Below are 13352 nucleotides of genomic sequence, written 5' to 3'. Positions count from 1 at the left end.
GTATTCCTCGTTGGCACATAATCGCGCCGTGGTCCGAATTCCGGCATGCCGAAATTCTTCCCGGTGAGGGGCCGTGCAGTAGTGGTGTGCCGCGAAGCGGCGGGATGGCTGCCGCAGAACCGTTCCGGCGCTGTGGCAACTCGGAGGACACTACAGATCGGTCGGTGCAGTGTCAACTTGCGTCAGTCCAGGTCACTCAGACGTCCGCCGGCGTCCGGCTGGGCGTCCTCCACTCGGCGCAGCAGACGGGTCAGCACCTGGCCGAGGAGTTGACGCTCTTCACTGGAGAGGTCCTGGAGCAGGTCCTCTTCGAAGACCGATGCCATGCGCATCGCCTCGAGCCACTTCTCGCGGCCCTCGTGGGTCAGTTCGACGATGACGCGGACCCGGTTGGTCTCGTCGCGCTCGCGGGTGACCAGTCCCTCGTTCGCCATGCGGTCGATGCGGTGGGTCATGGCGGCCGGGGTGAGGCCGAGGCGCTTGGCGAGTTCGCCGGGGCCCAGGCGGTAGGGGGCGCCGGAGACCACGAGGGCCTTGAGGACCTCCCATTCGGCGTTGCTCATGCCGAGGGTGGCGGTCTGCCGTCCGTAGGCGACGTTCATCCGCCGGTTGAGGCGCTGAAGCGCGGAGACGACCTGCTCCACCTGGGGGTCGAGGCCCTGAAATTCGCGCTGGTAGGCCGCGATCTGTTCCTCGAGGCTCGGCTCGGCCGCGTCGGCGGACGCATCGGAGGGCTCAGGCATGCGGCGCAGTATGACATGAAAGTGATTGGCGTTGAAGTTCTTCTCCGTGTAGTCTTTAGCTTCGAACTTTAGAGTTGAAGTCTTCAGGGTGAGACTGTCCGGACGGCAACCGTCCGTCGCACGGTCTCGCCCTGGTCTCTGCCCAGCTCGTCGGTTCGTCCTCCTTCTTCATCCGATGACCTGACCTAGGTAGGTGAGTGTGACCACCGCGATGGGCGCCGCGTTGCGCCGGATCCAGCTCGGGAACGCGCTGAGCGCGTTCGGGAACGGCTTCACAGTTCCGTATCTGTACGTCTACGTGGCGAAGGTGCGGGATCTCGGCGCGAATACGGCCGGTGTGGTGCTGGCGATGCTGGCGGTGGCCGCACTGGTCGTCCTGCCGCTGACCGGCCGGGCCATCGACCGGCGCGGCCCGCTGCCGGTGGCCATCGTCGGTACGGTCTCCGCCGCCATCGGCGCGCTGGGGCTCGGGCTCTCTGCCACCGAACCGCTGGTCATCGCGTCGGCCGCGGCGCTCGGCGCCGGTATAGCGGTCATCCAGCCGGCCCTGGCGACGATGATCGTGTGGTGCTCGACGACGCTGACCAGGTCGCGCGCGTTCGCCACCCAGTTCTTCCTCAACAACCTGGGGCTGGGCGTCGGTGGACTGGTCGGCGGGCTGCTGGTCGATGAGTCGCATCCGACGAGCTTTGTGCGGCTGTTCGCCATCGAGGCCGTGATGTTCCTGGTTCTCGGCGCGGCGGTGGCGACCGTACGGCTGCCGCGGACGCCGAAGGTCGAGGATGCGGTGCCGACCGAGGAGCACGCCAAGGGGGCCTGGCGGGCGCTGTTCGCGGACCGGCGGATGGTGTGGCTGTGTGTCCTGGGGTTTGTGCTGTTCTTCGCCTGCTACGGGCAGTTCGAGTCGGGTCTGGCCGCGTACGCCACCGAGGTCACGCGGATCCCGCCGGCGAGCCTGGGCATCGCGCTTGCCGCCAACACGGCGGCGATCGTGGCGGCGCAGTTCGTGGTGCTGAAGCTGGTCGAGCGGCGGCGGCGCAGCCGGGTGATGGCCCTGGTCGGGATGGTCTGGACGGTGGCATGGCTGGCCGCCGGGCTCTCCGGGCTGGTCCACGGTGCGCAGGCGGTCGCGACGGCCCTGCTGATCTCGACGTACGCGCTGTTCGGGATAGGTGAGTCGATGCTGTCGCCGACGCTGGCCCCTTTGGTGGCCGATCTGGCGCCGGCCTCGCTGATCGGTCAGTACAACTCGGCGTTCGCGCTGGTCAAGCAGTTGGCGCTGGCGGTAGGACCGGCGGTGGGGGCGTTGATGGTGGGCCATGGGATGTACGTGGCGTACATCGGGATGCTCGTGGTCTGCGCGATCGGGATCACGGCGCTGTCGCTGTGGCTGGGGCGGATGCTGCGCCCCGGGCAGGACAATCCGCACCGGGCCGCGGTGGCCGTGCCCGCGGCGCGGGTACCGGCCGAGGCCGAGACGGTGATCTGCGGCGCCTGAGCCGACGGGCCGCGGATGCGGTCAGGTAAGGGGGTCCGGCGCGGTGTGCCGGGCCCCCTGCGTGCAGTTGTCCGCGCGTCATCCCTTGGGGAGGGCGAACTCGCACCAGACCGCCTTTCCTCCCCCGGGCGTACGGCGGGAGCCCCAGGAGGAGGCGATGGTGGCGACGATGGAGATGCCCCGGCCGGCCTCGTCGGCCGGTTCGGCGCGCCGGCGGCGCGGGAGGTGGTCATCGCCGTCGGTGACCTCGATGATCAGCCGGCGGTCGGTACGGCGCAGCCGGAGACGCATCGGCGGATGGCCGTGCTGGAGGGAGTTGGCGACCAGTTCGCTGGCGGCCAGGACGCCGAGGTCGTGCAGCTCGGGCGAGAAACGCCAGGAGGCGAGGACGCCGGAGGCGAAGGCGCGGGCGCGCGGGGCCGCTTCGGTGCCGCCGTGGAGTTCGAGGGCGGCGTTGTGGAAGAGCTCGGCGTCATGGCCGGTGCGCTCGGGGTGCTGGAGGACGAGGATGGCGACATCGTCGTCGTGCGCGGCGGTGATGCCCAGGGAACGCAGCAGGCGGTCGCAGACGATGTCCGGGGCGCCGGCCGCACCGGCGAAGGCGCGCTCCAGGGCCTCCACGCCGTCGTCGATGTCCTTGTCGCGGCGCTCGACGAGGCCGTCGGTGTAGAGGACGGCGCTGCTGCCAGGACCGAGCGGGACGGAACCGGAGGTGTGCAGCCAGCCGCCGGTCCCCAGGGGCGGTCCGGTGGGCTCGGCGGCGCGGCGGACCGTGCCGTCCGGGTCGCGTACGAGGATGGGCAGATGGCCGGCCGAGGCGTAGACCAGCCGGCCCTCGTTGGGGTCGTGGACGGCGTAGACGCAGGTGGCGATCTGGCTGGCGTCGATCTCGGCGGCCAGGCCGTCCAGCAGCTGAAGGACCTCGTGGGGCGGGAGGTCGAGGCGGGCGTAGGCGCGGACGGCGGTGCGCAGCTGGCCCATGACGGCGGCGGCGCGCACCCCGCGGCCCATGACGTCGCCGATGACCAGGGCCGTACGGCCGGCGCCGAGGGTGATGACGTCGTACCAGTCGCCGCCGACCGCGGCGTCCGTACCGCCGGGCTGGTACGTGGCGGCCACCCGGAGGTCGTCGGGCTGCTCCAACTCCTGGGGAAGCAGGGAGCGCTGGAGGGTGACGGCGGCCTCGCGCTGGCGGGCCTCGCTGACCCGCAGCCGCTCGGCGGACTCGATCTGGTCGGTGACCTCGGCGCCGAAGACCAGGACGCCCTTGTGGGGCGCGATGCACGCGACCTCGGGGTCGGGGGCCGGGCCGCTGGCCGCGACCTCGATCGGGGTGCAGGTGAAGGTGTAGTAGCCGTCGCGGGTCCGGTCGGCGCCGGTGCCGCCGGGCACCTTGCGGGACTTGACCGTACGGGGCTTGCCGCTGCGCAGGACCTGGTCCATCAGGGGGAGCAGACCCAGCGCGTCGAGTTCGGGAAGGGCCTCGCGGGCGGTCCGGCCGGCCGGGCGGGGGCCGAAGACGGAGGCGTAGGCGCCGTTGACGTAGGCGAGGCGGTGCTCGGGGCCGTAGACGACGGCGACCAGCGCCGGGATGCTGCCGAGGATGCCGTGGACGGAGAGGGCATCGACGGTGGGCGGCAGGGCCGGCGGGGCGGGCTCCTGGGAGGGGGCCGGTTCGGTGTGCTCGGCGCGGGCCGCGGGGACGGAGCCGGTGGTGGCGGCCGTCGGGGCGCTCGGCGGGCCGTCCGCCGCGGTGGGCACGGCGGAGGGCGCCGGGGCCGCGGCGGACGGGGCGGCCGGCGTGCCGGTGGCGGGGCGGGGTGCGGCGCGGTCGGACCGCGCGGCGGCGCGCCGCTGTGTGCCGGGGAATTTGGCGCTCCAGCGCGTGAAGATCACGGAGGGGTACCTCTTACTTCGCGTCGTCGCGCGGGATCGGGCCGTCGGCATGGCGGGGCCGCCCGGCCGTCGGCCGGGGGAGGGTCGGCTGGGGCCACCTTCGGCGCCCTTTTGCGGAATGCAGCAAACGTCCAGAATCCTCGTGGTTGTCACTCTTTGCAGATACGAGCCCACCCATGGTCACACGTCCAGTGTGGCCGACCGGACGGACATCCGTCAGACGCCCGGGAGCCGGCGGGGAGTTCCGCACTCCGCGGACTCCTGCCCCCACAGGGATGACGGCAGGTCAACTCCGATGGCGGATACGGCGCGTCAAGTGGCTTCGTTGTGCCGGCCGGTGCCCGCGGCGAGTTCGAACTCGGCGCGCGGGTTCTCCAGCGAGCCGAGCGAGACGATCTCCCGTTTGAACAGGCCGGCGAGGGTCCATTCGGCCAGCACCCGGGCCTTGCGGTTGAACGTCGGCACCCGGCCGAGGTGGTAGGCGCGGTGCATCAGCCACGCCGGGTAGCCGCGCAGCTTGCGTCCGTAGACGTGCGCGACGCCCTTGTGCAGGCCGAGTGAGGCCACCGAACCGGCGTACTTGTGCGCGTAGTCCACGACCGGGCCGCCGCGCACCGCCGCCGCGACGTTCTCGGCGAGCACCTTGGCCTGGCGCAGCGCATGCTGCGCATTGGGCGCGCACAGGACGGGGGGCTCGTCGGGCTTGGCGGGCGGCTCGGCCGTCAGGTCGGGCACCGCGGCCGCGTCGCCCGCGGACCAGGCGTGTTCGACGCCGTCCACCTGGAGCGCGGCGGTGCACTTCAGGCGGCCGCGTCCGTTCAGCGGCAGTCCGGTCGCGGCCAGGATGGGGTGCGGTTTGACGCCGGCCGTCCACACCAGGGTTCTGGTGGGGAAGCGGGAGCCGTCGCTCAGCACCGCGATGCGCTTCTCGCAGGACTCCAGCCTGGTCTCCAGCCGTACGTCGATATTGCGGCCGCGCAGCTCCCGTACGGCGTAGCGGCCCATGTCCGGGCCCACTTCGGGCAGGATCCGGTCGGTCGCCTCGACCAGGATCCACTTCATGTCCTCGGGCTTGACGTTGTGGTAGTAGCGGACGGCGTAGCGGGCCATGTCCTCCAGTTCGGCCAGCGCCTCCACCCCCGCGTAGCCGCCGCCGACGAAGACGAAGGTCAGCGCGGCGTCGCGGACCGCGGGGTCGCGGGTGGAGGAGGCGATGTCGAGCTGTTCGAGGACGTGGTTGCGCAGGCCGATGGCCTCTTCGACGGTCTTGAAGCCGATGCCGACGTCGGCCAGGCCCGGGACGGGCAGGGTGCGGGAGACCGAGCCCGGGGCGAGGACCAGTTCGTCGTAGGCCACCTCGATGGCGCCGTTGCCGGTCTCCTCGGCGGCCAGAGTGGTGATCGTCGCCCGGCGTGCGGTGTGGTCGAGGGCGGTGACCTCGCCGACGACGACCTTGCACTGCGGCAGGACGCGGCGCAGCGGGACGACGACATGGCGCGGGGAGATGGAGCCGGCCGCGGCCTCGGGCAGGAACGGCTGGTACGTCATGTACGGCTCGGGGTCGACGACGATGACCTCGACGGTGCCCGCCCGCAGCTCCTGCTTCAGCTTCCGCTGCAACCGCAGGGCGGTGTACATCCCCACGTAGCCACCGCCGACGACGAGAATGCGCGCCACGTTGTTCGAAGACACAGCCTTCACAGAGGTTCTCCTCGCGGTGTCGACCAGCCCGGGGCGGCACCGATCCGTCAGCCGGCCGGCGGCGCGGCCACCCTCGGGCGCTGCACCCCCGGGAAAGCACAGCACCCTTCCATGACGCACCCCCGCGGCGCCTTTGTCCACAGGCTCGTCGAAATGTGTGACCGGGCGCCGCCCTGGGGACGGAACGGCATATTCCGCGTAGGCCGTACGAGGTGCGCTGGTCAGGGCGTGGGAAGCGGGGCGCGGACGGGGGCGAAATCCGGGCGGATCAGGGCCGTTAGGCCGATCGGGGGGCGCAGTGCACGGAACGCCCCCTTCAATCTTGACGCGGGCTCAACTATGTTCGTACTTCGTTGGGGTGCACCCTCTCGTCGGTACGCCCCGGCAGTCAGGGCGGGGAGTCTCCGGGGGGAGACGTCATTACCGGGGGATCTATATGCATATTCAGGGCTCTCAATGGCCGACCACCGTCGCTATGGCACACGTCTCCGACGGTGGCGGCGACGGCAACAACGGCAGTCTCGGCACCACCCATGGGGGCAGCAACGGGGGCAGTAACGGGAGCGGCACCACCACCGGTGCCGGTACGGGCGCGGGGCGCCGGAGCGCACCGCTGCGGGTCGACGCGCAGCGCAATCTGGAGCATGTGCTGCGTGCCGCGCGCGAGGTGTTCGGCGAGCTGGGGTACGGCGCGCCGATGGAGGACGTGGCCCGCCGGGCCAGGGTCGGGGTCGGCACGGTCTACCGCCGCTTCCCGAGCAAGGACATCCTGGTCCGCCGGATAGCCGAGGAAGAGACCGCGCGGCTGACGGACCAGGCGCGTACGGCGCTGGGCCAGGAGGACGACCCGTGGTCGGCGCTGTCCCGCTTTCTGCGGACGTCGGTCGCCTCGGGCGCCGGACGGCTGCTGCCGCCGGGCATTCTGCGGGTGAGCGCGGGCACCGACCGGCCCGCACAGCCCGCGGCGGACGGGCCTGAGGCGTCCCGGATACCGGAGGGCCTGGGCGAGGCCCGGGTCCCGCAGCAGCGGACGGCGGCCGGGGCGGACGGCGGTCCCGCCGATCTCCGGCCGGCCGCGCGGCGCGAGGAGCCGGCCGTCGCCGAGGGCACGCCTGGACAGGGCGAGGAGGCCGCCGGCGCCGAGGCGCTGCTGGAGGTCGTCGGGCGGCTCGTGGAGCGCGCCAGGGCGGCCGGTGAGCTGCGGGCCGATGTGACGGTCTCCGACGTGCTGTTGGTGATCGCCACGGGCGCGCCCGCGCTGCCCGATCCCGCGCATCAGCAGGCCGCCTCCGCGCGGCTGCTGGAGATCCTGCTGGAGGGGCTGCGCTCGCGCCCCACCCGGTGATCTCCGCCGGCCGGACGCGTCCGGGCGGGCCCGTACGCCGGGTCCGCCCGGGCGGGTCCGGTGTGGCCCGTACGCCGGGTCCGCCGGGCGAGCCTGGTGTGGCCCGTACGGGTTTCGCGCGCGGTATGGCCCATTTGTGCGCCATGGCCCGTACGGGTGAACGGCCGTGCGGTCGTCCACGATCCGGCCTCGGACGAGTGGTTGACCGTCCAGTCCCTGAGACGCCGTGGCCCGGTGTGGCACGCTTGCGCGATGTTCCGGTGTGACGGCGGCTTCGGGAGCCTCTGTGATGGGTGTTGACGGGCGGGACGAGGGCCACGACGGCGGGGCCGGCGCGCGCAAGGCGCCGCAGGGAATCCCCGGCCCGGGCGGGCCGTCGGGGCGCGCACCTTCGGCGGACGAGGGTCACAGTGTGCCGGCGCAGCGTGTGCCCGAGGGCCGTACGATCCCGGTCGCCGCCCCCGAGGACCGTGAACTGCCGCCGTCCGACGCACAGTTGATCGCCGCCCTGCGGGCCGGCGACGACAGCGCGTACGAGGAGATGTACCGCCGGCACGCCGCGGCGGTCCGCCGGTACGCCCGGCACTGCTGCCGGGATGTGCACACCGCGGAGGACCTGACCGGCGAGGTCTTCGCCCGTACGCTCCAGGCGGTGCGCGGGGGCGCGGGCCCGGAGAGCGCGGTGCGCGCCTATCTGCTGACGACCGTGCGCCGGGTCGCCGCCTCCTGGGCGAAGACCGCGCGGCGCGAGCAGCTGGTCGAGGACTTCGCACTGTTCGCACTGACCGCGGCCGGTTCGTCCGCGGACGACGACACCCTGGATCTGGGCGCCGATGTGCGCGCCATGCACGAGGCCGACCAGTCGATGGCCGTGCGGGCCTTTCGCAGCCTGCCGGAGCGCTATCAGGCGGTGCTGTGGCACACGACCGTCGAGGACGAGCCGCCGAGCCAGGTCGCCCCGCTGCTCGGGCTGACCGCGAACGCCACCGCCGTCCTGGCGCACCGTGCGCGGGAGGGCCTCAAGCAGGCCTATCTCCAGGCACATGTCAGCCAGTCGCTGACCGCGGGGGGAGACTGCGCCCGCTACGCCGACCGGCTCGGCGCCTACGCCCGGGGCGGGCTGCGGATGCGGGCCGAGCGGGGGCTGCGCAAGCATCTGGACGAGTGCGCCCGGTGCCGGCTGGCCGCGCTGGAGGTCGAGGACGTCAATCAGCGGATCGGTGCGCTGCTGCCGATCGCGGTCATCGGCTGGCTCGCGGCCGGGTACGCGGTCAAGGCGGCGGTGGGGGCCGCCGGGGCGGGTGCGGCGGCCGGTGCCGGTGCGGCGGCCGGAGGCAGTGGTTCGGGCGCGGCGGGCGGGAGCGGTGGTGCCACGGGGTCCGCCGTGAGCAAGGGCATCGGTGCGTCGGTGAAGGTCGGTCTCGGCGTCGGGGCGGCGGCGGTGGCGGGCGCGGCGCTCGCGCTGGCGCTCACCGCCAAGCCGCACCCGGTTTCGTCGAAGCCGCAGGCCAGGGCGCCTCAATCGGCGCCTCCGGTGGCGCAGAAGCCGTCGCCCGCGCCGTCCAGGCCCCTTCCGCCGGCGACCGGTGCCGCGCCGGCCCCGACACCCGCCCCGGCGCACACGCCCGGACCGCGGCAGACCGCCGGCCCCCGACAGACGCCAACGCCGACGCCAACTCCGACGCCGACCTCGGAGCCGGCCCGGCCCGCGACACCGACGCCCAGCTCGACGCCGCCCCCGACGCACACGCCTACGCCTACGCCCACACCCACGCCGCCCAAGCCCTCGCCGAAGCCGCCGCTCCCCGCCACGGCCACGTATCAGCTCAACACCCTCGACCACGACTTCATGGGCGACGGCAGCAAACCGGAGGTGCGCACCTTCGGGAGCGGCTGGCTGTGGCAGCGGCAGTCGCCGGAGATCGCCGGGAGGACGTATGCGCACGGCGTCAGCGTGCACGCCCCGTCCTCGGTGACCATCGATCTCAACCGGACGTGCACCGCGTTCGACGCCGAAGCGGGCGTCGACGACCTCAGCCTGGGGCTGGGGGCGCTGCGCTTCTCCGTCTACGGGGACGGGGAGCGGCTGTGGCGTTCGGCGGTGGTGCGGGCCGGGAAGCCGGCGGTACCGGTGCACGTCCCGCTGACGGGCCGCAGCACGCTCCGGCTGGTGGTCGAGCCCGCCTCGCCGTTCGATGCGGTCGCGGTGGCGGACTGGGCGCAGTCGGAGATCAGCTGTCGTTGAGGGGCGTTATGGGCTCGGGGCTGCGGGCGCGGGGTGGGCTGGGGTGTGTGGGGTGGGGTGCTCAGGGGCCCGGCGCTTCCGGGCTCGGGGCTGCTGCGGGGCTGGGCGCTACCGGGCGTGGCTCTTCCGGGCGCGGGCATGCGGGAGTGGGCTCTTCCGGGCGCGGTGCGAGGATCGCGACGGCCTCGGCGGGTGTGAGGTGTGTGCCCTCAGCGTGTAGCGCTTCGTAGCCGCCGTCGGATGCGCCGTCGGATGCGCCGTTCAGTTCGGTGCGCAGCTCGTCCGCCATGCGCCGTACGTCCTCCTCGTCGGGGACGATCCGGGGCAGTTCGCCGCGCCAGGCGTCCGCGGCGCCCAGCAGCCGGGCCGCGTCACGGGGACGGCCGACCAGCCGCAGCGCCGGGGCCGCGCATTCGGCGACGAACGCCAGCGCGGAATCGGTGCAGTAGAGCGCCAGCCCCGAGCTCAGTGCCTGATGGCACCGGCTCAGCGCGCCCGTCGCATCGCCCGCCGCCGCGGCTATCCGGCCCGCCAAGGCGTCCAGGACGACCACGAACTGGGGCGGCGGGGTCCCCAGCGCCACCGACTCACGGGCCGCCTCGCACGCCTCGTGCGCGGCCTCCGGTATCCCCCGGCAGAGCGCGATCCGGGCGCGCAGCGCGTGGTTGAAGGCCAGCGGGTCCTGTACGCCCCACTCGGCGGCCTGCTCGTCCGCCCGTATCAGCGCCTTCTCGGTGGCTTCCACATCGCCGCCGGCGAAGTGGAGTTCGGCCAGCCGGGACAGGACGAACGGGCCCTCCGTGTACGCCCCCAGCTCACAGGTCAGGGCCAGCGCCTCCTCGTAGGCCGTACGCGCCTCGTCGTAACGGCCGCGGATCTGCCGCAGCTCGGCGGTGGCGGCCGCGACCTGGGCGAGCATCCAGCGGTCGCCGACCCGCCGGGCCAGCTCGGTCAGTTCGCGCTCGTCCGCCTCGGCCGACTCCAGGCCGCCGGGCAGATCGATCGCGATATGCGTACGGAACATCAGCGAGACGCCCAGCTCCCAGCTGCCGCCCAGCTCACGGGCGGTGGCGAGGGCCCCGTCCATGAGGGGCAGCACCTGGTCGTAGCCGCCGAGGAAGAAGGCGGTGAACGGCCACAGCAGCCCGGGGAAGCGGGCGCTGCGCGGATGCGGACGGCGGTAGGCGGTGAGCAGCCGGTTGATCAGGGCGCGGTTCTCCGGGGTGTCGAAGCGCCGGACGAGCCGCTGGTCCTGGAGCAGGAAGAAGATCAGCAGCCGCAGGTCCATCTGCGCCCAGAACGCCGGATGGGTGTCGGAGACGTCCTGCGGGGAGGGGCCGAGGGCCGCGACCCGCTCCGCCCATGAGGCGCCCTCTTCGCGGTAGTTGCGCAGCCACCAGAACCAGCCCATGGCCAGGGTGAGCCGCTGTGCGGTCGCCGACTCACGGTCGGCGACCGCCCGTTGCAACACCGCCCGTACGTTGTCCAGCTCCGCCTCAAGCCGGGCCAGCCACGGCAGCTGCTCGGCGGAGCGGATCCGCGGGTCGGCGTCCTCCGCGAAGCGCAGGAAGTGCTCCGTATGCCGGGCGAAGGTGCGCGCCCGCTCCTCGGGGCGGTCTCCGGCGCGCTCACGGGCGTAGGCGTGGATGGTCTCCAGCATCCGGTAGCGGGGCTCGGCGCCCCGGTGGTCGACCACCAGCAATGACTTGTCCACCAGCGCACCGAGCAGGCCGAGCACGTCGTCCTCGGCGTCCTCGCCGCAGACCGCCTCGGCCGCCGCGAGGGTGCAGCCGCCGGCGAACACCGACAGTCGGCGCAGCAGTGCGCGCTCGGGCTCGTCCAGCAGCTCCCAGGACCAGTCGACGACCGCCCGCAGCGTCTGCTGGCGCGGCAATGCGGTGCGGCTGCCGCTGGTCAGCAGGCGGAAGCGGTCGTCGAGCCGGCCGGCGATCTGGCGCGGGGAGAGCAGCCGCAGCCGGGCCGCGGCCAGCTCGATGGCGAGCGGCAGCCCGTCCAGCCGGCGGCATATCTCGTCCACCGCCGCCGGGTCGTCGGCTTCCCGGAAATCCGGGCGGACCGCGGCCGCCCGCTCGGTGAACAGCCGGTGTGCGGGCGCCGGCCTCAGCGGCTCCAACGGCCGCACGACCTCGCCGGGCACGCCGAGCGGCTCCCGGCTCGTGGCCACCACCGTCAGCCCCGGACAGTGCCGCAGCAGCAGATCGGCCAGCTCGGCGGCGGCGCCCACTACGTGCTCACAGTTGTCGAGGACAAGCAGCAGCCTGCGGGGCGCGCAGTGGTCGACGATCCGGGCCGCCGGGTCGTGGTGCTCGACGGTCGTACGCGCCTCCATGGCAGGCGAGAACACGGCGGTGTCCCGGCGTCCGAGCGCGGACAGCACGGCCCCGGGCACCGCCTCCGGTGCCTCCAGCGGCGCCAGTTCGGCGATCCACACGCCATCGGGGTGCTCTTCCGCCAGCGAGGCGGCCAGTTCCTCGGACAGCCGGGTCTTGCCGGAACCACCTGGTCCGGTGAGTGTGATCAGCCGTACGTGGCGCTCGGTCACCTCCCGTTGAAGAGCGGCCAGTTCGGATTCCCGGCCGACGAACGAATTGAGACGCGCCCGGAGATTGCCGCGGCGCCCAGGGGGCTTCGCCGGGGCTCCGGACGACGCGGACCGATCGGGCGGTGCGGATCCGCGGGGCGGTGCGGGCCGCTCGGGTGGTGCGGGCCGCTCCGTCGGGGCGACGCTCCTGGCGAGCAACCGGGCGTGCAGGGAACGCAGTTCGGCTCCCGGGTCCACGCCCAGCCGCTCCGCGAGCAGCTGCCGGGCCTCCTCGTAGGCGGCCAGGGCATCGGCGCCCCGGCCTGCCCCCTCCAGCGCCCGCATCAGCTGGGCCCGGAACGGCTCGTCCAAGGGGTGGTCCGCGGTCAACTGGCGCAGCTCGGGCAGCAGTTCCTCGGTACGGCCGAGCGTCAGGTCCGCGTCGATCCGACGGTGGAGCGCGGCCAGCCGCAGCGCCTCCGGGCCATGGGCGGCACCCGCCGCATCGGGCAGATCCGCCAGCGCCGGCCCCCGCCACAGCGCAAGCCCCTCCCGCAAGGTCTCGGCCGCGCCCGTCGCGTCCCCGTCCCGCAACTGCCGTGTCCCCATGGCGACCAGCCGCTCGAACCGGTGCAGATCCACCTCGTCCGGCTCGACGGCCAGCCGGTACGCACCCGGCAACGACTCCACCGCCCCCTTGCCCAGCGCCCGCCGCAGCCGCCCCACCAGCGCCTGCAACGCCGCCGGTGCATCCTGCGGCGGCGTGTCCACCGCCCACACCTCATCGATCAGCGACTCCACGGCCACCGGCCGCCCGCCGCGCAGCGCCAGCGCGACGACCAGCGCCCGCACCCGCGCCCCGCCGAGCGGCACCGGCTGGCCCTGCTCGCCCAGGACCTCCGTCGAACCCAGAATCCGAAACTTCACCCGGCCATTGTCCAGTCCCCCGGCTCCGCCTGCCGGTTATCCACAGACCGGCTCAACGGCAGCCCGTTCGTTGTCCACAGGACGTGCGTGGCTTCTTCTGGTCCGTGGGGACAACGGTCTGCCTTACTGCTCGGCGGGGCGGCGGTGTTGGCTTCTGCTGCTTCGGGGGCTGAGGGCCTGGCGGCGCGACGCTCCTGGCTTCCTCGGCTTCGGGGCGCCGCCTGCCGGGTACTTCGCCCGCCGGGCCTCTTCCCCTCCGCGCCACCAACTGCCCAGCCCTTCCGCTCCGCGGCGTCAACCTCCCGGCCGTTGCGGTCCGCGGCGTCAACCTCCCGGTCCCTTCTGCCCCGCGACGCTTCGAGCGCTTCCCCCGCCCCCTCCCCCTCCTCCCCCTTCGGGGGAGGGGGCGGGGGTGGGTTCGGGGGTGGGGGGAGGCGGCCAGCTTTTGCCGCGCC

At 73.3% G+C, this 13352-nt stretch carries 7 protein-coding genes; 3 read left to right on the top strand and 4 right to left on the bottom strand.

Annotated elements, in window-relative coordinates:
* Nucleotides 1-182: 182 nt before the first annotated feature.
* Nucleotides 183-743, bottom strand: coding sequence for a MarR family winged helix-turn-helix transcriptional regulator (locus tag ACZ55A_RS31625; RefSeq protein ID WP_468847320.1), 561 nt, complete (start codon nt 741-743; stop codon nt 183-185).
* Nucleotides 744-942: 199 nt separating this feature from the next.
* Between ACZ55A_RS31625 and ACZ55A_RS31620 the strand changes: the two genes are divergently transcribed.
* A complete protein-coding gene (locus ACZ55A_RS31620) occupies nt 943-2241 on the top strand; it encodes an MFS transporter (protein ID WP_468847338.1) in 1299 nt (432 codons plus the stop codon).
* A 78-nt stretch (nt 2242-2319) separates the two neighbouring features.
* On the opposite strand, the gene ACZ55A_RS31615 is transcribed toward ACZ55A_RS31620, so the two are convergent.
* Together ACZ55A_RS31615 and ACZ55A_RS31610 are read right to left on the bottom strand one after the other, a co-directional pair.
* Nucleotides 2320-4137 carry a SpoIIE family protein phosphatase gene (locus ACZ55A_RS31615; RefSeq protein WP_468847317.1) on the bottom strand — a complete coding sequence of 606 codons (1818 nt, stop codon included), beginning with the start codon at nt 4135-4137 and terminating at the stop codon, nt 2320-2322.
* A gap of 312 nt (nt 4138-4449) precedes the next feature.
* A complete protein-coding gene (locus tag ACZ55A_RS31610) occupies nt 4450-5829 on the bottom strand; it encodes an NAD(P)/FAD-dependent oxidoreductase (protein WP_468847335.1) in 1380 nt (459 codons plus the stop codon).
* 445 nt (nt 5830-6274) lie between these two features.
* On the opposite strand from ACZ55A_RS31610, the gene ACZ55A_RS31605 reads away from it, so the two are divergent.
* Both ACZ55A_RS31605 and ACZ55A_RS31600 read left to right on the top strand, forming a co-directional pair.
* Entirely contained in the window at nt 6275-7183 is a 909-nt protein-coding gene (locus tag ACZ55A_RS31605) for a TetR/AcrR family transcriptional regulator (RefSeq protein WP_468847314.1), read from the top strand.
* A 289-nt stretch (nt 7184-7472) separates the two neighbouring features.
* Nucleotides 7473-9428, top strand: a complete 1956-nt coding sequence (locus ACZ55A_RS31600; RefSeq protein ID WP_468847311.1) for a sigma-70 family RNA polymerase sigma factor — start codon at nt 7473-7475, stop codon at nt 9426-9428.
* Between the two features lie 61 nt (nt 9429-9489).
* On the opposite strand, the gene ACZ55A_RS31595 is transcribed toward ACZ55A_RS31600, so the two are convergent.
* On the bottom strand, nt 9490-12897 hold the full coding sequence (locus ACZ55A_RS31595) for an AfsR/SARP family transcriptional regulator (protein ID WP_468847308.1): 3408 nt from the start codon (nt 12895-12897) through the stop codon (nt 9490-9492).
* Nucleotides 12898-13352: the final 455 nt, after the last annotated feature.

Source organism: Streptomyces sp. NPDC034111 (genome assembly GCF_055575375.1).
Note: the sequence above shows the minus strand (reverse complement) of the source record. Positions and strands in the feature narration are given on the sequence as shown.